The organism is Streptomyces ovatisporus (assembly GCF_042653885.1).
GTDB classification, from domain to species: Bacteria; Actinomycetota; Actinomycetes; order Streptomycetales; family Streptomycetaceae; genus Streptomyces; species Streptomyces ovatisporus.
The window spans coordinates 172860-191060 of sequence record NZ_JBHSFH010000015.1 but is presented as its reverse complement, the minus strand read 5'-3'; the positions used below and the strand labels follow the sequence as shown (position 1 = coordinate 191060).

Here is an 18201-nt window from a genome sequence, read left to right as displayed (position 1 = left end):
CGCGGCTCGTCGCCCGGATGCGCCGCGGCGGCGCCGTCCGCGGCCCGCTCCTCAGGTGTCGCACTCCAGCACCGTGCGGCAGAGGCCGCAGCGGACCCGGACCCTGCCGCGGACCGGCACGCGGATGCGCTGGCTGCAGACAGGGCAGGGGAAGGAGACCCGCAGCGGCGAGTGGTTCTCGAAGAGGTACGTCCCGCCGTCCACCGCCCGCGCCGGGGGAGGAGCGGTGTGCGACTGCGCCCGGCGGCGGTCCCTGACGTAGCGGCGGCGGTCCGCCCAGCCGGCCCCTTCCAGGGGCGGCTGTGCGGCCTCACCGCGCGCCACGGCCCGTCCCGCGACGTACGCCTCGTACGCCTGCGGACTCGTGAACCACACAGCCGGGTCCTCCCCGAACACGGCAGCCCGCTTGGCGAGGACGTAGCCGTACTCCTCGGGCGTGAGGTAGCCCAGCTTCTGCGACGAGAGCTGGTCCTGCCGGAACGCGTCCAGGAGCAGCCAGCCGGCTCCCAGGTACGTGGTGACCGTGTCGGTGAGGATCTCGTCGTCCTCGGTCCCGTGGAAGGAGAGCCCCAGACGGTGCAGGAAGACGTGGGTCACCTCGTGGGCCAGAGCCGCACCGATGTCGCGCCGGTGCGTCCTGAACCGGGCGTTGAGCTCGACGAAGTACTCGGGCCCTGCCGCGAGTTCGACGTGCGCGGCGTCCTGCATGCCGCCGCGGAAGGAGACGACCACCCGGGCGTCCGGCAGGCGGAAGTGCTGCACCATGACACGCGCGACTCGCTGTACACCGTCGAGGAGGTCCTCGGACTCGGAGAACGCCACGTCGCTGGGGAGCACACTCGCGCCGAACCGCTGCAGGCCGTCCCACGGGAGCCGCTTGTAGAGCGCCGTGATCGCGGCCCGTACGGTGCCCAGGTGCGGGAACCCGCGCTGGACCGGGTCACCGGGGGCCCTGCCTCCCGCGTCACGTGCCGCCATCGACACCACCCCCGGAGTCCGTCGCTCACTTGTCACTGTACGTGCGCGGCCACCGCGCCCGCCTCCGCCGGAAGACCCTCGCGGAGAGCTCTGGCGGAGGCGGCACCGGTGCCGGGCGGCCCGCGCACGTCGCGGAGGGCGTCGGCGCACGTGAGGGCCGTGCCGCGTGCCGCCGCCCGGCGGCATAGGGTCGGGGCGGGCAGCGGCAGGACGCCCCCGCCCGGCACCACACGGCCCGATCTGGAACGGCAGCATGGCGATGACTCACGACACCCCGGGCAGCACCGGCGAGAGCACGACCGAAGGCATCGAGGAGTCGGTACGGGAAGAGCTGCACGCGCTGCGCGACAGCATCGACAACATCGACGCCGCCGTGGTGCACATGCTCGCGGAACGCTTCAAGTGCACCCAGCGCGTCGGGCGGCTCAAGGCCGATCACGACCTCCCGCCCGCCGACCCGGCGCGCGAGGCCCGTCAGATCGCCCGGCTGCGGGAGCTGGCCGTCTCCGCGAAGCTCGACCCCGCGTTCGCGGAGAAGTTGCTGAACTTCGTCATCGCCGAGGTGATCAGGCACCACGAGACGATCGCCCGCTCCTGAGCAGGGCCGCGGCGCTGCCGGCGGGGGCATGCGCGGGCCCGCCGGCAGCGCGTCACTTCTTCGGTGAGTCGTCCTCGCCGATGTGGTGGACGCGGACGAGGTTGGTCGACCCGGGCACACCGGGCGGCGACCCGGCGGTGATCACGACCAGGTCGCCCTTCTCGCAGCGGCCCAGCTTCAGGAGCTGCTCGTCGACCTGCTCGACCATCTCGTCGGTGGTCTGCACCGTCGGGCCCACGAACGACTCCACGCCCCAGGTCAGGTTGAGCTGCGCGCTCGTGGCCGGGTCCGGCGTGAAGGCGAGCACCGGCACGGGTGAGCGGTAGCGGGAGAGGCGGCGCACCGTGTCCCCGGACTGCGTGAAGGCGACGAGGAACTTCGCCCCGAGGAAGTCGCCCATCTCCGCCGCCGCCCGTGCGACGGCACCGCCCTGCGTGCGCGGCTTGCTGTGTTCGGTCAGCGGCGGCAGCCCCCTGGAGAGCAGGTCCTCTTCCGCGGCCTCGACGATGCGGCCCATCGTCTTCACTGTCTGAACGGGGTGCTTTCCGACGCTGGTCTCGCCGGAGAGCATCACCGCGTCCGTACCGTCCATCACGGCGTTGGCCACGTCGGAGACCTCGGCACGGGTGGGCCTGGAAGAGTCGATCATGGATTCCAGCATCTGCGTGGCGACGATGACGGGCTTCGCGTTGCGCCTGCACAGCTTGATCGCGCGCTTCTGCACCAGCGGCACCGATTCCAGGGGCATCTCCACCCCGAGGTCTCCGCGGGCGACCATCACACCGTCGAAGGCGTCCACGACGGACTCCAGGTTCGTGACGCCCTGCGGCTTCTCCAGCTTCGCGATGACGGGGAGGTACCGGTCCTCCTCCGCCATGATGCGGTGGACCTCCTTCACGTCGTGCCCGCTGCGTACGAAGGAGAGCGCGATGACGTCGGCCCCCGTGCGCAGCGCCCAGCGCAGGTCGTCGACGTCCTTCTCCGACAGGGCCGGCACGGAGACGGCGACGCCCGGCAGGTTGAGGCCCTTGTGGTCCGAGACCATTCCGCCCTCGACGACGACCGTCCGTACGACGGGTCCGTCGACGGCGACGACCTCCAGCGTCACGCGTCCGTCGTCGACGAGGATGCGTTCGCCCGCCGCGACGTCCACGGCCAGACCGGCGTAGGTCGTCCCGCAGCAGGAGCGGTCTCCCTCGACGGCCTCGACCGTGATGGAGAATTCGTCGCCGCGTTCAAGGAGTACCGGCCCTTCACGGAAACGTCCCAGCCGAATCTTCGGACCTTGAAGATCGGCGAGGACGCCGACGCTGCGGCCCGCCTCCTCCGCGGCCTTGCGCACCCGGTGGTAACGCTCCTCGTGCTCGGCGTGCGAGCCATGGCTCATGTTGAGGCGGGCCACATCCATACCCGCGTCGACGAGGGCCTTGATCTGCTCGTACGAGTCGGTGGCGGGACCCAGTGTGCTGACGATCTTTGCGCGGCGCATGCTACGAGCCTACGACTTACCCATGGGTATGAACCGGCCCGAGGCTGAGTCGCCAACGTCCGCCGCCGAGAGGTGCATTGACAACTTGTAAAGTGCGCGGCCGCTCGCTCTGATGAGCGTCGGAAGGGCGGCCCGCCGCCGCGGAGTGCCCCGGCGCGGCCGGCGCCCGGACTCAGAGAGCGGGACGGCTCATCACGAACCGCGCGTTCACGTGCGCCTGCACCCTCTGCCGCTGGGGCTCCAGGTCCAGCGCGGGTGCCGTCTCCGCGGCCGCTCCTCCGTAACCGGCGGTCCGCATGCCCCGGGGCGCGGGAGGCGGCGTGCTGTTCTCCGCGCCGAGGTCCGCCAGCTCCACGAGCGCCACCAGATCCGCGCCGAGCGCCCCCGCGTACTCCCGAGCCCTGGTGACGGCCTCACGCACCGCCTGCTGACGGGCTTCCCTGTGTGCGGGGGAGTCGGGGCGCAGTGCCCACCAGGGCCCGTCGACGCGGGTCATCTCCAGGTCGGCGAGGCGCGTGGTCATCTCGCCGAGCGCCGTGAAATCGCCGACGGTCACGGAGATCTGCACCCGCCCGTGGTAGGTGCGTACACGCTCACGGCGGCCCTTCTCCGTCAGTTCGGGCGCGACGGAGAAGGAGCCGGTGGAGAGCTTCTCGACCGCCTCCCCGTAGCTCTTGATCAGTTCCAGCGCCTCGGAGTTGCGCCGCGTCAAGGACTCCAGGGCCTCCCGGCGGTCGGTGCCCCGGGTGGCGACCTGCACCGCGATACGGGCGATCTCCGGATCGAACTCGAGGCTCGCCTCGCCGCGGACGGCGACCCGCGGCTCGTCCGGGGTGCCGTAGGGAAGGGGGCCGGTGGCTGCGGTGTGACCAGGCGTGTTCGTCATGTCGTCACTCTGGCAGACCCCCGGCGCCCCGCACGGCGGATCGACGGATCATGCGGGCCGGTGGCACACCGCCTCGACGTTGCTGCCGTCCGGGTCGCGCACGAAGCCCCCGCAGAACGACTCGCGGTACTCGGGCCACAGCCGGGGCGCGTGCAGCACTTCGGCGCCGGCGGCGACGGCCGCCTTGTGGAACGCGTCGACGGACTCCCTGCCGGGAGCCGCGAACGCGATGTGGATCTCCCGGGCGCGTTCCCCCGCTCAACTCGTGCGCAGCGGACGGAAACCCTCGTGCTCCCGGTCGGCCTGCTCGGCCACCCCCGGCGCACCGGCGGCCAGCGCACCCTCCGGCCGCAGCCCGAACGTCGTGAACGCCGTCCGCCGCGGAATCCGGTAATGCTCCTCGCCCGTGACGGAGTTGAGAATCACCGCACTCCGGTGGGCCAGCAGGCCGAGATCCGGGGCACCCACGCCGTGGGTGTGGCGCTCCGCGTTCTGCACGTAGACGGCTCCCCGCACCGACGGATCCATGACCAGGCGGTAGTGCTCGTCGACCCGGACACGCTCCGACTCGTCCCGCACGAGCCACGGCTCCAGCGACGCCAGCACCCCGTCCAGCGGACGCTCGCGGTAACCCGTTGCCAGCACGACGGCGTCCGTCACCAGCCGGGTCCGCACCTCCTGCTCGACCTGCTCCAGGTGCAGCTCCACACGAGTCGCACCCACCCGTCCGGCAGTGCGCACGGCGACCCCCGGCGTGATCACCGCATCCGGCCAGCCGCCCCCCAGCGTGCGGTGGTACAGCTCGTCATGGATCGCGGCGAGCGTGCCGTGGTCGACCGCCTTGTGCAACTGCCACTGACGGGGCAGAAGTTCGTCCCGCACGGACTGCCGCAGACCGTGGAAGTAACGGGTGTAGTCGGGAGTGAAATGCTCAAGGCCCAGCTTGCTGTACTCCATGGGCGCGAACGCCCCGCTCCGCGTGATCCAGTGCAGCCTCTCCCGCCCGGCAGGACGGTGCCGCAGCAGATCGAGGAAGACCTCGGCACCCGACTGGCCCGACCCGACGACCGTGACGTGACCGGCCGCCAACAGCCGCTCCCTGTGGTCGAGATAGCCGGCCGAATGGACGACCGGCGCCCCCGCACCCGTCGAAGCGGCCAGCGCCCGCAGCGGCTCCGGCACATACGGTGCCGTACCCACCCCCAGGACCAGGTTCCGGGCGTACGAACGTCCCGGAGGAGAAGCCGAGTCGGCGTCCGGGCGGGTGAAGTCCAGTTCGAACAGGCGCAGTTCGGGATGCCACCGCACTGCGTCGACACGGTGCCCGAAATGCAGACCGGGACCCGCTGCGGCCGCGCCCCTGACCGCACCCTTGCCCTGGCCCCTGCCCGGCCTGCCGACCGCTCGCGGACCGGCGGTGGCCAGCCCCTCGCACACCCAGCGGCAGTACGCGTCGTACTCGGTCCGTTCGATGTGGAAACGCTCACCGAAGTAGAACGGGAAGAGACGGTCCTGCGTCTTGAGATAGCTGAGGAACGACCAGCGGGAAGCGGGGTCGGCGAGCGTCACCAGGTCCGCCAGGAACGGCACTTGGAGCGTGGCGCCCTCGATCAGCATCCCCGGATGCCACTCGAAGCCCGCCCGCTGCTCGTAGTAGGCGGTCCGCAGACCCGGCACGCCGTCCGCGAGGGCGGCGAGCGAGAGATTCGCCGGCCCGATGCCGACACCCGCCAGGTCCAGGGGCCTGTGCCCGGAGTCGTGGCCCTTCGCCGCGCCTCCCCGTCCGGTCTCGACCGTCAGAGCGGGACGGCCCTGCGAGGTCCGCTGCCCGGGCAGCGCATACGGAGAACCCCCCGGCCTGAGGGAGCCCTGCCCGGCGGCACGGCCGCCACCCGGGGCGTCACCGCCCGCACTGCTGCTGCCGCCGTTCACGGCGCCGTAGTTCGCGGCGTGCGGAGGCAGGCCGGGCACCGGAGCGGGCCGGTGGAAGCGGGGGTCTTCGGCAGTCGTCATGAGCGCGGGCTCCTTGCTGCGCTGGAAGCGGTGACGGGCGTGGTGTCGCTCGCGGACTCGGTGAGCGCGGGAGGAGAGCCGGAGCGCGACGCGGGCAGCGGCGGCGCCGGCGTGGGCCGCTCCGGCCGGCACCCCGCCGACGAGGGCAGCGCTTCGAGCACCAGCTTCAGCAGAGCCCGCAGATCACTGTCCTCGGCATGCGGATTGAGCAAGGTCGCCTTCAGCCACAACTCGTCGCGCCCGCCCGTCCCTTGCCCGCCGCCGCCCCGGGAGACGGCGGCGCCCCGGGAGACGGCGGCGCGGCCGAGCACCGCCCGGCCCTCGACGAGCAGACGCCGCCGCACCGCGGCCACCGCCCCCGCGTCCGCACCCACCGGACGGAAGAGCACCGTGGAGAGCGCAGGCGGGCCGAAAAGCTCCAGCCGCGGCTCCGCCTCGACCAACTCCGCCAGGCGCGACGCCACTTCGCACGTCTGCTCCACAAGGGCCCCCAGCCCCGCCCGCCCGAGCGCACGAAGAGTGACGGCCACCTTGAAGATGTCCGGACGCCGCGACGTACGCAGCGAGCGGCCCAGCAGGTCCGGCAGCCCCGCCGCGGTGTCGTCATCGGCGTTGAGATAGTCCGCACGGTGATCCAGCGGCCCGAGCGCCCGCCTGTCGGGGACGACGAACAGACCGGCCGCGACGGGCTGCCAGCCCAGCTTGTGCAGGTCCAGGGTGACGCTGTCGGCCCGCTCCAGCCCCGCGAGTCGAGCACGCCGGCCGCGGCTGAAGAGCAGCATGCCGCCGTAGGCGGCGTCCACATGCAACCGTGCCCCGCCACCGCCACCACGGGCAGAGCGCGGACCGAACCCCCCCACCACATCCGCCAGTTCGTCCAGCGGGTCGATCGCGCCGGTATCCGTCGTCCCGGCCGTCGCGACCACCAGAACCGGCACACCCGGCCTCCCGGCATCGAGCGACCCCAGCGCCTCCCGCAGCTCGGCCGGACCCAGCACACCCCGCGGAGCCGGCACCCGCACCGGCTCCGGCAGGCCCAGCAGCCACGCCGCACGCGGCACGCTGTGATGCGCGTTCGCCCCGTACACCACACGCACGTCGCGGCCGTACAACTCCCGTGCCAGCAGGACCCCCAGCTGATTCGACTCCGTCCCCCCGGTCGTCACCAGCGCATCCGCGCCGGCATCGCCCCCGGACCCCTCGCCGTACACAAGTCCCGCCAGAGCCCGGCAGGTCCACGCCTCCAATTCCGAAGCCGCCGGCGCCTGATCCCACGAGTCCATCGACGGATTCAGCACACTCGCCGACAGATCCGCAGCCGCCGCGACCGCAAGCGGCGGACAGTGCAGATGGGCCGCGCACAACGGATCCGCCGGATCAGCGGCCCCCTCCGCCGCCAGCCCCACCAGCGAACTCAGCGCCTCGACCGCCCCCGTGCCCAGCTCCGGCAGCACCGCACCCGCTCCGCCGACGCCACCTCCAGGCGCGCCCAGCACCGCCCGGACCCGCTCGGCCACCGCCCCAGGACCCCCCGGTGGCAGCGGGCCGCCACGCCTTGCCGCGCCCCCCTCCAGCGCATCGAGCACCACACCCGTCAACGAGCGCAGCGCTGCCGCCCCTTCAGTGCCACCCGCGAGCGAACGGGCATCGTCGGCGAACGCATCCATCGGCCAGACTCTTTCGGTCAATCGGCCACAACCCCGCAGCCCGGCAGGCACGACAAGGCGCCCGCCGGACCGGGAAGACGTGGTGAGGTAGCCCTAACCTACGTGCGTACGACCGGCGTCGATCTCGATACGGGCCCGGTTCGCCCGAAGGGGTGACCAGGCACACCGCCCGGCCCGCCGGCGAAGACCGACCGGAAATCCGGACCCCCTCCGAGCCCCCGAGGGAAAAAGAAGAGCCCCGGACCGACGGGAACCGGCCGGGGCTCACCGCAAACGCCGCGTCACTCCCACCGGGGGTGACCCCCGCCCGGGGCCGGCACGCGTCACACCCCGCCCATCGCCCGCACCCTCAACGCCCGCCGCACATCGTCCAGCTGATCCGCCAACGCACGCCGCAGAGACGGCACCACACCCTCCCCCCGCACGCACTCCTCCCCGAGCCGCACCACCCGCTCCTCGACGAACACACCGGGAAAACCGGCCCGCCCCACCATCTCCGCCCCAGGACCCCCACGCCGAGCAGCCACCGGCACCGCATCCACGAAGAAGCGCTCCACATACCCGCCCAGCAGGCCCAGCTGCTCCGGCTGCCAGAACCCCTCCGCAGTCGCCCGCCACATGTAGTTCGACAACCCGTCCGAACCGAACATCGCCGCCCACGCCTCCTCCTTCGCCGCGGCATCGGGCAACGCCGCCCGGCAACGAGCCGCCCCCTCCCGCCCCTTCGCACCCGGATCCGCCGCCAGCGCCGCATCGATCTCCGCGCGGCCCACAGCCCCCAGTACCGACAACCGCAACAGCAACCGCCACCGCAACTCCGCATCCAGCACCGGCCCGCCCGGCACCGAACCGGCAGCCCACCAGCCGCTCAACTCCCGCGCATCCGTCGCACAGTCGATGAGCAGACGCACGGCCGTCAACCGCAGCCCCGCGCCGTCCCCACCACCGGCCTCCGCACCCGCGCCCGCACCCGAGTCCGCCGCGTCCACCGAAGAAAGCACCGCCCGGCACACACCCGACAGCGACCCCAGCACTCCCGCACGCCGCCCCGCACCGGATACGAAGCGATCCGCAACCGGACCACGCGCGAACCCCAGCACACTCTCCAGCACCGCCACATCCCGCTCCCCGGGACAATGCGCACACACCGCCTCGAGGAACTCACCCGGGGCCAGCTCGCCGTCCCGCACCATGTCCCGCGCCGCGTTCCACACCACCGCACGCGACAATCCGTCCGGAAGACCGGACAGCGCCCCCAGCACGGCACGCCACGAAGCCCCGTCCAGCCGCACCTTCGCGTACGTCAGATCCCCGTCGTTCACCAGCACCAGAGCAGGACGCGGCCCCGCCCCCTCCACCACCACCGACTCCGCCTCGTCCCACGCCACTTCACGCTCACACCACTCACGCAGCACAAGCCGGCCCGCGTCCGCCGCCGCCACGTCGTAGAGCCCCAGCCCCACCCGGTGCGGACGACCCCCCACGTGCCGCAACGCCAGCGACCACCGGCCACCCTCCTCCACCACCCGCGGCGACAGCGTGTCCACACCCGTCGTACGCAGCCAGCGCTCCGCCCAGCCCCGCACATCACGGTCCGACGCCCCGGCCAGCGCGTCCAGGAAGTCCGCAAGCGTCGCGTTTCCGAAACGGTGCGCCGACAGATGCCTGTTGATCCCCGCCAGGAAACCCCGCTCACCCAGCCACGCCGCCAACTGCCGCAACGCGGAAGCCCCCTTCGCGTACGAGATCCCGTCGAAGTTCAGCAGCGCCGACGCCGTGTCAGGAACGGACTCCGGATCAGGAGCGACCGGATGCGTCGACGGACGCTGATCCGCGTCGTAACCCCAGCCCTTGCGCGCGACGGCGAAGTCCGTCCACATACCCGAGAAGCGCGTCGCCTCACCGAGCACCTGATATCCCACGTACTCCGCGAACGACTCGTTCAGCCAGATGTCGTCCCACCAGCGCAGCGTCACCAGATCCCCGAACCACATGTGCGCCATCTCGTGCGCGACCGTCACCCCGCGCGTACCGCGCTCCGCATCGGTCACCGCCGACCGGAACACGTACTCGTCCCGCAGCGTCACGAGCCCCGGATTCTCCATGGCCCCGGCATTGAACTCCGGCACGAACGCCTGGTCGTACGAGTCGAACGGATACGGCTCGTCGAAGATCTCGTGGTACCGGTCGAAACACCGCCGCGTGACGTCCAGCAGTTCCTCCGCCTCCGCATCCAGGAACTCACCCAGCGACCGCCGCACATGCAGCCCGAACGGCAGCCCCGCATGCTCCGTACGCACCGAGTGGTACGGCCCGGCCGCCACCGCCATCAGATACGTACTCAACGGCGGGGTCGCAGCACACTCCCACCGCCCCGGCCCCGTCCTCCGCGCCACCCCGTTGCCCAGCACCGTCCACTCGTCCGGCGCCGTCACGGACACCTCGAAGACGGCCTTCAGATCCGGCTGGTCGAAACACGCGAACACCAGAGGAGCATTCGCCAGGAAGCACATCGAATACAGATACACACGCCCGTCCGCCGGATCCGTGAACCGGTGCATGCCCTCACCGACCCGCGAATACGGCATACGCGCCTCGACGCGCAGCTCATGCCGCCCCTCCGCCAGACCCCGCAGCCACAGTCGGCCGTCCGCGAAGTCCGCCGACGCATCCAACGCCGTCCCGTCCAGCTCCGCCCGCAGCAGCGCCTCGGGACGCAACTCGACGAACGTCTCAGCTCCGCCGGCGCTCCCGGCGGCGCCCTCCCCGACCGAGAACGTCACGGTCGTCGTCGAGGCGAACACCTCGTCGCCGCACGTCAGATCGAGGTCGACGACGTACCGGTCCACGTCGACGATCTGGGCTCGCTGCTGCGCCTCAGCGCGCGTCAGTACGGACATGCGGGCCATGCTGCCGTACGCCTCGACGGGGCGCACCGTGGTAAAAGCGCGCCCGAGCTCAGTACTTGGGACCGACGTGCGCGTCCATCAACGCCACGGAGCCACGGCGGGCGACGGAGACGTTGTACGCGTGCACGCCGCTTCGGGCCGTTCGCCATTCGACGCCGACCGCATCAAGGGTCTCGCAATACAGTCGCAGGATGTCCGCGGACCGGTTGGTGAAGAAGTAGCGCGGATATTCGTAGCGTTTCTTCCGGCCTCCGACCACTCGCGTCGTCCAGTTGGTGAAGCGTGACCCGTCGGAGTGGACGAGACCGCGGATGAGCTGCCACGGGTGCTCGTCGACGATCTGCCTTTGCCACGGCTGGAGTTCGATACGCCGCTCGTGCTTTCTCCCCGGGCCGTGCTGGGGGAACAGGCAAGGCCAATGGGAGTTGTACGCGGTGACCATCACACAACCCTGCTTCTGGACGCGAAAGACGCTGTGGTGGGGGCGGACAGCCTTGATCGCACGGGAGCACTCCTCGATGAGTCCGGGCCAGGCGTCGGCGCAGGCGATGCGCAGGGTGTGAGTACGAGCGAGCCGGCTGACGCAGCCGTCCCCGAGATAGAGGCCGAGGAGGTAGGCGTAGGCGACGGTGTCGGCGGGTGCCTTCGGGGGACTGGCGCACCGTACGCACCCGGCGCGTTCGGGATGGAGGGGCTGCAGACGGATCTGCCAGGACCGGAGTGCCGAGCGGGAGATACCCGTCTGCTTGCTCACCGAATTGAGACTGCGCCCCTGGGCCAGAAGAGCGAGAGCCTGTTTACGCACTGCGACGTCGTACATGCTCGCGAGCTTCGCGAGTCCGTGTTCGACGCACAGGAAAAGGGGGGTTGGTTACTTCGGGCGAGCGAAGATCGCCAATAGCGCTTGAGGTTTTGGAATCAAAGGTGAAGTGCCCCGGGTCGGATTCGAACCGACACTGTATGGGTTTTGAATCCATCGCCTCTGCCGTTGGGCTACCGGGGCAAACAGCAATCGAAGGTTGAGGCCCACCTGCTGTGCGACCACCATACAGGACCCCGGTACCCTCGAACCTCCCCACCTGTGGAAACGAGGAGCCCAGTGAGCACCGCGGACGTCCCCGAGCCCAACAATTCCGACAACTCCGGCGCCCGGCCCGGCGCCGGTGCCGAGGGCGCGCATGTGCCTCCGGTGACCACGCGCGTCGTGATCGCCGAGGACGAGGCCCTGATCCGCATGGACCTCAAGGAGATGCTGGAGGAGGAGGGCTACAGCGTCGTCGGTGAGGCGGGGGACGGGCAGAGCGCGGTCGACCTCACGCGCGAGCACCGTCCGGATCTGTGCATCTTCGATGTGAAGATGCCCGTCCTGGACGGGATCTCGGCCGCCGAGAAGGTGGCGGAGGAGGGCATCGCGCCGGTGCTGATGCTGACGGCGTTCTCGCAGCGCGAGCTGGTGGAGCGGGCGCGGGACGCGGGTGCGATGGCGTATCTGGTGAAGCCGTTCAGCAAGAGCGACGTGGTGCCCGCCATCGAGATGGCGGTGTCGCGGTTCACGCAGCTGCGGGCCCTGGAGGAGGAGGTCGCGGACCTCTCGCAGCGGCTGGAGACGCGGAAGCTCGTGGACCGGGCGAAGAGCGTGCTGCAGACGCAGTACGGGCTGACGGAGCCGGCTGCGTTCCGCTGGATACAGAAGACGTCGATGGACCGGCGGTTGTCGATGCGGCAGGTCGCCGAGGCCGTCATCGCGGACGCCGAGGAGAAGAAGCAGAGCCGGTAGGTGAATGGCACACGAGCGGGCCCGCCCTCAACGGGCGGGCCCGCTCGTGTGTGCCGTGCTGTGCGGTGTCGGGACGGTCGGTGTCCGTACGGTCAGTCCTCGCCGAGGTAGGCCTTGCGCACGGACTCGTCGTGCATCAGTTCCTGTCCGGTGCCCGAGAGCGCGATGGTGCCGATCTCCATGACGTGACCGTGGTCCGCGAGGGAGAGGGCGGCCTGGGCGTTCTGTTCGACGAGCAGGATCGTCGTGCCCTGTCCCTTGAGCTCCGTGATGGTCTCCATGATCTTCTGCATCATGATCGGGGAGAGGCCCATGGAGGGCTCGTCCAGCATGAGGAGCTTGGGGCGTGACATCAGCGCCCGGCCCATCGCGAGCATCTGCTGTTCCCCGCCGGAGAGGGTGCCGGCGGCCTGGCTGCGGCGTTCTCCGAGGATGGGGAAGAGGGTGTAGGCCCGTTCGATGTCCTCCTGGATGCCTGCGGCGTCCTTGCGGAGGAACGCGCCGAGTTGGAGGTTCTCGGTGATGGTGAGGCGGGGGAAGATGCGCCGGCCTTCGGGGGAGTGTGCGATCCCCCTGGCGACGATCTTGTGCGCGCCGATGTCGTTGATCACCTCGCCGTCGAAGGTGATCTTCCCGGCGAGGGGCTTGAGCAGGCCGGAGATGGTGCGCAGCGTGGTGGTCTTGCCCGCCCCGTTGGTGCCGATGAGCGTGACGACCTGACCGGCCTCGACGGTGAAGGAGATGCCCTTGACGGCTTCGATCTTGCCGTAGGCGACGCGGAGGTCTTCGACTTCGAGCAGTGGCATCAGGCCTGCCCTCCCTTGTGGGTCTCGTCGCCGCCGCGTGTTTCGGCTTCGCGTACTTCTGCGGCTTCGGCCTCGCCGGGTTCTCCTTCGAAGGGGGTGCCGAGGTACGCGGCGACGACGCGTTCGTCGGCCTGCACCAACTCGGGTGATCCTTCTACGAGTTTCTCGCCCTGGACGAGTACGGCGACGCGGTCGCAGAGGTTGAAGATGAAGCGCATGTCGTGCTCGATGACGAGGACGGCGGTGCCCTTCTCCCTCACGGCGAGGACGAGTTCGCGGGTGGCGCTGGTCTCTCCGGCGGTCATGCCGGCGGTGGGTTCGTCGAGGAGGAGCAGTCCCGGTTCGCTGGCGAGTGCGCGGGCGATCTCCAGCTTGCGCTGTTCGCCGTAGGGGAGGTTGCGCGCGAGGTGGTCGCGCTTCTCGGCGAGTCCGGTGAACTCGAGGAGTTCCATGGCGCGTTCTTCGGAGCTGCGTTCGGCCTTCTTGAAGCCCGGGCCGCGCAGCAGCGCGGAGAAGAGGCCTTCCTTGGTGCGGGTGTGGCGGCCGACGAGGACGTTCTCGAGGACCGTCATGTTGGCGAAGAGCCTGATGTTCTGGAAGGTGCGGGCGATGCCCGCCTGGGTGACCAGGTGGGAGCGGTGCGGGAGCACCTTGCCCTTGTAGGCGACTTCGCCCTCGGTGGGTACGTAGAGCCCGGTGAGGCAGTTGAAGAAGGTGGTCTTGCCGGCGCCGTTGGGGCCGATGAGGCCGACGATCTCGCCGCTGTCGACGGTGAGGTCGACGTTGCGCACGGCGGTGAGGCCTCCGAAGCGTTTCGTGACTCCGGAGGCGCGCAGTACGGACTGCCGTGCTGCCTGTCCGGGTTGCTGCTGGGTGGCTGTGGTGGTGGTCATCTGTCTCATGCCTCCGTCTTGCTGAGGCCGGGGCCGCCGGTCGGTACGTCGAGCTGGCCGGTTTCGTGGAATTCGAGCTTCTTGCGGCGGTCCGCGAGGAGGCCTTCGGGGCGGAAGCGCATCAGCAGGATCAGTGCCAGGCCGAACAGCAGCAGTTGGTATTCGCCGATGAACTGCAGTTTGGCGGGGATGAGGTAGAGCAGTGAGGCGCCGATGAGCGGCCCGGACACGGTGCCCATGCCGCCGAGGATGACTGCGGCGAGCAGGAAGGCGGAGTTGGGCGGCACGACTTCGACGAACTGGTACTGCTCGGGTGTCACGGATGAGGTGACGTGCGCCTGGACGGTGCCGGCCATGCCCGCGAGCGTGGCGCCGAGGGCGAAGGCGATGAGCTTCACGCGGAAGCCGTTGATGCCCATGGCGCGTGCCGCGGTCTCGTCCTCGCGGACGGCGACCCAGGCGCGGCCGATGCGGGAGCGGTCGGCGCGGCGGAAGATCGTCACGATGATGATCGTGAAGAACAGCATCAGCAGGTAGTAGTTGGCGAACGGGCCGAGTTCGAATCCCGCGATCGTGTGGTCCTCGCCGAGGTTGAATCCGAAGATCACCAGGTCGGGGATGTTGGCGATGCCGTTGGCGCCGTTGGTGACGGACGGTCCGGAGGAGCCGTCGAGGTTCTCCATGCCGATGCGGAAGATCTCGCCGAAGCCGAGTGTGACGATGGCGAGGTAGTCGCCGTGGAGGCGCAGTGTCGGGGCGCCGATGACGACGCCGAAGACGAGTGACGCGCCCGCTCCGGTGAGGACGGCGGCCCAGAAGGGGAAGTGGACGCCGAGTACGGAGGTCTCGGAGCCGGAGACGAGTGCCGCGGCGTAGGCGCCGACGCCGAGGAACGCGACGTATCCGAGGTCGAGGAGGCCTGCGAGGCCGACGACGACGTTCAGGCCGAGGGCCACGGTGGCGAAGATGAGGATGTTGGCGGCGACGGAGGTGTACTGGTCGCTGCTCTGGGTGAAGGGGAAGCACGCCGCTGCCACGAACGCCGCGGTGAAGGTGACGTTGCGGTGCTTTGCGGTGAGTTTGCCCAGCCGCTGGCTGAGTCCGGCCCGGCCGAGTGCGGCGGCGCCGAATCCGACGAGGATGAGGAAGCCGATGAACAGTTCGCCGTAGGGGGTGTCGATGCCGTACGTGAAGACGTACAGCCCGATGCCGAAGGTGACGGCGATGATCAACAGCTCGGCCCACCCGGGGAGTTCCTTGCCGGGGGCGGGTGCGGCGGCCTTGAGGGAGTGGCGGAGGCGCCGCCAGGCTCCGGGGTCGCGCAGTGTGGGGTCTGCCGGGTCGAAGGGTTCGTCGGCGCGGAGGCCGAGTGCGCCGACGACGGTGACGAGGCTGCCTGCCACGGCGACCCACATGCCCGGTTCGAAGTTGACCAGTCCGCCGAGGACGACGGCGATGGCTCCCGCGCTGAACCAGGCGACGCCGAGGGTGCCGAGGGAGGCCAGTACGACGGGTGCGGTCCTGCCGCCGGGGGTGAGCCAGCGGAGGCCGCGTACGCCGCTGCCGGAGAGCAGCAGGGCGAGGGTCAGCAGCGAGCCGACGAGGGTGAGTGTCTGGAGGTCTACGGGTGAGCCGTAGTAGGTGAGGTCGCCGGGGAACTCGGCGGTCCAGGTCCAGGCGAGCATCGTGCTCGCGAAGGTGGTGACGGCGCCGACGAGGGTGAGGAGCCGGGCGGTCTTGTGCGGCAGTGGCAGGGCGCCGGGTGCGCCGGTGACGTCGAGGGGCTCGGCCGGTGCGGTGGGTGCGGTGTCGGTGTTTGTGGTTGCCATCGCTATCACGCCCTGTCCGCGATGCGTTCGCCGAGCAGGCCCTGCGGTCGTACGAGCAGTACCAGGATCAGCAGGACGAATGCCCATACGTTCTTCCAGGCACCGCCGCCGAAGAGTTCCATGCCGGGGATGAGTTCGATGTATGCGGTGGCGAGTGATTCGGCGAGTCCGAGGACGAGTCCGCCGACCATGGCGCCGTAGATGTTGCCGATGCCGCCGAGCACGGCCGCGGTGAAGGCCTTGAGGCCGAGGATGAAGCCGATCTTGAAGTCGATCTGGCCGTACTTGAGGCCGTAGGCGACGGCCGCGACACCGCCGAACGCGGCGCCGATGGCGAACGCGGTGACGATGATGCGGTCGGTGTTGATGCCCATCAGCTTCGCGGTGTCGGGGTCCTGCGAGGTGGCCTGCATGGCGCGGCCGGTGCGGGTCTTGGCGACGAAGAAGCCGAGCGCGATCATGCAGACGGGGGCGGCTATGAGGAGGAAGAGTTCCCCGCGCTGGACGTTGGCGCCCAGGAGTTCGATGCTGTCGCCGCTGAACTGCGGGAAGGTGCGGGCCTTCTTGGCGTCGGGGTAGAAGCTCCAGATCAGCTGCTGGAGCATGATGGAGAGGCCGATGGCGGTGATCAGCGGTGCGAGCCGCGGTGCGTTGCGCAGGGGCCGGTAGGCGAAGCGTTCCGCTCCGATGCCGACGAGCACGGAGACGCCGACGGCCAGGACGAGCATCAGCGGCAGGGCGAGCATGACGGACGTGCCCTTGGGCAGCATCAGCCATGCGGTGAGGCCGCCGAAGGCCCCGAACATGACGATCTCGCCGTGGGCGAAGTTGATGAGCTGAACAATGCCGTAGACCATCGTGTAGCCGATCGCGATGAGGCCGTACATCGCGCCGAGGATGAGTCCACTGGCCAGTTGCTGCGGCAGGTCGTTCACCGCGGGGCCTCCGTGTGGTGTCTGGATGCAGGCCGAGCGGGGGCGCTGTGTGCGCCCCCGCTCGGCGTGATGGGCGGAAGGAACAGGGCGGGTTTACCCGGTTCAGTCTTTGAACGTGCCGGTCTTGACGGGCTTGTGCTTGCCGTCCTCGACCTCGTACAGCGAGAGCTGCTTGTTGGTGGTGTCGCCGTACTCGTCGAAGCCGACCGCGCCGCTGACGCCTTCGAACTCGACGTCCTGCATGGCCTCGGAGACCTGCTCGCGGGTCTCGTTCATGTCCTCGGGCAGCTTGCCGTCGTTCTTCTCGGCGACTGCCTTGACCGCCTCGATGATCGCCCAGGTGGCGTCGTAGGCGTAGCCGCCGTACGCCTCGTAGGGCAGCTTGTAGCCGGCTTCCTCGTAGGACTTCATGAAGGTCTTGGCGCTGTCGAGGGTCTCGAGCGGTGCGCCCACGGAGGAGGCGATGTCACCCTCGGAGTTCTTCTTCGCCAGCTTCACGTATTCGGCGCTGAAGAGGGCGTCGCCGCCGACGACGGGCCCTTCGAGGCCGGCCTTCTTGGCCTGGTCGGCGAGGGGCGCTCCGGCCGGGTACTCGCCGCCGTAGTAGACGAAGTCGGGCTTGGCCTTGGCGACCTTGTTGGCCACCGCGTTGAAGTCCTTCTCCTTGGGGTCGACGTGGTCGGTGCCGACCACCTTGCCGCCCAGCTTCTCGAACTCGTCACGGAAGGTCGCCGCGAGGCCCTTGCCGTAGGTCTTCTTGTCGTCGATGACGTAGACCTTCTTGAGCTTCTTCTCGTTGTACATGTACTGCGCGGCGTACGGGCCCTGGATGGCGTCCGTGGTGGAGGTGCGGAAGTACGTCTTGAAGGGGCGTTCCTTCTTGCCGCTGCGCCAGTCGTTGCCCTGGGTGAGCTCGGGCGCCGTGTTGGCGGGCGAGACCTCGACCATGCCGGCCTTGTCGAAGACCTTCTGCATGGACTGGCCGACGTTGGAGTTCAGCGGGCCGACGGCTCCGACGACCTTCTGATCGGCGACGAGCTTGGTGGCGTTCGTCTGGCCGGAGGCGGGCTGTCCGGCGTCGTCGAGCGCCTCCAGCTTGAAGGTGACGCCTTCGACGGTCTTCTTCTTGTTGGCGGTCTTGACGGCGAGGTCGGCGGAGTTCTTGATGCCCTGGCCGAGTGCGGACAGGTCTCCGGTGAGCGGGGCGTCGAGACCGATGGTCAGGGTCTTGGAGTCTCCACTGCTGCCGCCTCCGCTGTTGTCCTCGCGGGAACCGCACGCAGTCAGCGTGAGCGATCCGGCCGCGACCGCGGTGGTGAGTATGAGCAAGGAACGGTGGCGCACGATCAGTCCTTTCCCCTGGCGGGCCTTCGGAGATGAAGGGCCGTGTCGCGCGCCGGGCACCCTGCACGATATGGCTT

Annotated in this window: 15 protein-coding genes and 1 tRNA gene; 2 read left to right on the top strand and 14 right to left on the bottom strand. The window is 69.9% G+C overall.

Annotated elements, in window-relative coordinates; translation table 11 throughout:
• Positions 1-51: 51 nt before the first annotated feature.
• Positions 52-978 carry a hypothetical protein gene (locus tag ACFPA8_RS24905; protein ID WP_386452026.1) on the bottom strand — a complete coding sequence of 309 codons (927 nt, stop codon included), beginning with the start codon at positions 976-978 and terminating at the stop codon, positions 52-54.
• A 259-nt stretch (positions 979-1237) separates the two neighbouring features.
• On the opposite strand from ACFPA8_RS24905, the gene ACFPA8_RS24900 reads away from it, so the two are divergent.
• Positions 1238-1576 (top strand): chorismate mutase, encoded by a 339-nt coding sequence (locus ACFPA8_RS24900; RefSeq protein ID WP_386452356.1) that lies wholly within the window; start codon positions 1238-1240, stop codon positions 1574-1576.
• 52 nt (positions 1577-1628) lie between these two features.
• On the opposite strand, the gene pyk is transcribed toward ACFPA8_RS24900, so the two are convergent.
• The 8 genes from pyk to ACFPA8_RS24860 all read right to left on the bottom strand — a co-directional run bounded on the left by pyk (position 1629) and on the right by ACFPA8_RS24860 (position 11543).
• Positions 1629-3065, bottom strand: coding sequence for a pyruvate kinase (pyk, locus tag ACFPA8_RS24895; RefSeq protein WP_386452025.1), 1437 nt, complete (start codon positions 3063-3065; stop codon positions 1629-1631).
• Between the two features lie 172 nt (positions 3066-3237).
• A complete protein-coding gene (locus ACFPA8_RS24890; RefSeq protein ID WP_386452023.1) occupies positions 3238-3951 on the bottom strand; it encodes an SIMPL domain-containing protein in 714 nt (237 codons plus the stop codon).
• Between the two features lie 48 nt (positions 3952-3999).
• Positions 4000-4182 carry a VOC family protein gene (locus ACFPA8_RS24885; protein ID WP_386452354.1) on the bottom strand — a complete coding sequence of 61 codons (183 nt, stop codon included), beginning with the start codon at positions 4180-4182 and terminating at the stop codon, positions 4000-4002.
• A gap of 27 nt (positions 4183-4209) precedes the next feature.
• A complete protein-coding gene (locus ACFPA8_RS24880; protein ID WP_386452021.1) occupies positions 4210-5964 on the bottom strand; it encodes a lysine N(6)-hydroxylase/L-ornithine N(5)-oxygenase family protein in 1755 nt (584 codons plus the stop codon).
• Entirely contained in the window at positions 5961-7631 is a 1671-nt protein-coding gene (locus ACFPA8_RS24875; protein WP_386452019.1) for a pyridoxal phosphate-dependent decarboxylase family protein, read from the bottom strand. The genes ACFPA8_RS24880 and ACFPA8_RS24875 overlap by 4 nt, the downstream gene beginning before the upstream one ends.
• A 323-nt stretch (positions 7632-7954) precedes the next feature.
• On the bottom strand, positions 7955-10531 hold the full coding sequence (gene pepN / locus ACFPA8_RS24870) for an aminopeptidase N (protein WP_386452017.1): 2577 nt from the start codon (positions 10529-10531) through the stop codon (positions 7955-7957).
• Between the two features lie 58 nt (positions 10532-10589).
• The gene (locus ACFPA8_RS24865; protein WP_386452016.1) at positions 10590-11360 is read right to left on the bottom strand and encodes a transcriptional regulator; all 771 of its coding nucleotides are present in this window, start codon (positions 11358-11360) and stop codon (positions 10590-10592) included.
• A gap of 110 nt (positions 11361-11470) precedes the next feature.
• Positions 11471-11543: transfer RNA gene (locus tag ACFPA8_RS24860), tRNA-Leu, on the bottom strand.
• Positions 11544-11639: 96 nt separating this feature from the next.
• Between ACFPA8_RS24860 and ACFPA8_RS24855 the strand changes: the two genes are divergently transcribed.
• Positions 11640-12317 carry an ANTAR domain-containing response regulator gene (locus ACFPA8_RS24855; RefSeq protein WP_386452014.1) on the top strand — a complete coding sequence of 226 codons (678 nt, stop codon included), beginning with the start codon at positions 11640-11642 and terminating at the stop codon, positions 12315-12317.
• A gap of 92 nt (positions 12318-12409) precedes the next feature.
• Here the strand turns inward: ACFPA8_RS24855 and ACFPA8_RS24850 are convergent, their stop codons facing one another.
• The 5 genes from ACFPA8_RS24850 to ACFPA8_RS24830 all read right to left on the bottom strand — a co-directional run bounded on the left by ACFPA8_RS24850 (position 12410) and on the right by ACFPA8_RS24830 (position 18124).
• A complete protein-coding gene (locus ACFPA8_RS24850) occupies positions 12410-13126 on the bottom strand; it encodes an ABC transporter ATP-binding protein (protein ID WP_386452352.1) in 717 nt (238 codons plus the stop codon).
• Complete coding sequence (locus tag ACFPA8_RS24845) at positions 13123-14016, bottom strand: ABC transporter ATP-binding protein (protein ID WP_386452013.1); 894 nt, start codon at positions 14014-14016, stop codon at positions 13123-13125. Before ACFPA8_RS24845 ends, ACFPA8_RS24850 begins: the two co-directional genes overlap by 4 nt.
• Positions 14017-14021: 5 nt before the next feature.
• The gene (locus tag ACFPA8_RS24840) at positions 14022-15845 is read right to left on the bottom strand and encodes a branched-chain amino acid ABC transporter permease (protein ID WP_386452011.1); all 1824 of its coding nucleotides are present in this window, start codon (positions 15843-15845) and stop codon (positions 14022-14024) included.
• A 5-nt stretch (positions 15846-15850) separates the two neighbouring features.
• Positions 15851-16780 (bottom strand): branched-chain amino acid ABC transporter permease, encoded by a 930-nt coding sequence (locus tag ACFPA8_RS24835; RefSeq protein WP_386452009.1) that lies wholly within the window; start codon positions 16778-16780, stop codon positions 15851-15853.
• A gap of 102 nt (positions 16781-16882) precedes the next feature.
• Positions 16883-18124, bottom strand: a complete 1242-nt coding sequence (locus ACFPA8_RS24830) for a branched-chain amino acid ABC transporter substrate-binding protein (protein ID WP_386452007.1) — start codon at positions 18122-18124, stop codon at positions 16883-16885.
• Positions 18125-18201 lie beyond the last annotated feature (77 nt).

What these genes read in the sequence shown, in the direction of transcription:
- ACFPA8_RS24890 (WP_386452023.1), bottom strand. Translation starts at nt 3,951, where the DNA reads ATGACGAACACGCCTGGTCACACCGCAGCCACCGGCCCCCTTCCCTAC.
- ACFPA8_RS24840 (WP_386452011.1), bottom strand. Translation starts at nt 15,845, where the DNA reads ATGGCAACCACAAACACCGACACCGCACCCACCGCACCGGCCGAGCCC.
- ACFPA8_RS24845 (WP_386452013.1), bottom strand. Translation starts at nt 14,016, where the DNA reads ATGACCACCACCACAGCCACCCAGCAGCAACCCGGACAGGCAGCACGG.
- pepN (WP_386452017.1), bottom strand. Translation starts at nt 10,531, where the DNA reads ATGTCCGTACTGACGCGCGCTGAGGCGCAGCAGCGAGCCCAGATCGTC.
- ACFPA8_RS24900 (WP_386452356.1), top strand. Translation starts at nt 1,238, where the DNA reads ATGACTCACGACACCCCGGGCAGCACCGGCGAGAGCACGACCGAAGGC.
- pyk (WP_386452025.1), bottom strand. Translation starts at nt 3,065, where the DNA reads ATGCGCCGCGCAAAGATCGTCAGCACACTGGGTCCCGCCACCGACTCG.
- ACFPA8_RS24880 (WP_386452021.1), bottom strand. Translation starts at nt 5,964, where the DNA reads ATGACGACTGCCGAAGACCCCCGCTTCCACCGGCCCGCTCCGGTGCCC.
- ACFPA8_RS24865 (WP_386452016.1), bottom strand. Translation starts at nt 11,360, where the DNA reads ATGTACGACGTCGCAGTGCGTAAACAGGCTCTCGCTCTTCTGGCCCAG.
- ACFPA8_RS24905 (WP_386452026.1), bottom strand. Translation starts at nt 978, where the DNA reads ATGGCGGCACGTGACGCGGGAGGCAGGGCCCCCGGTGACCCGGTCCAG.
- ACFPA8_RS24875 (WP_386452019.1), bottom strand. Translation starts at nt 7,631, where the DNA reads ATGGATGCGTTCGCCGACGATGCCCGTTCGCTCGCGGGTGGCACTGAA.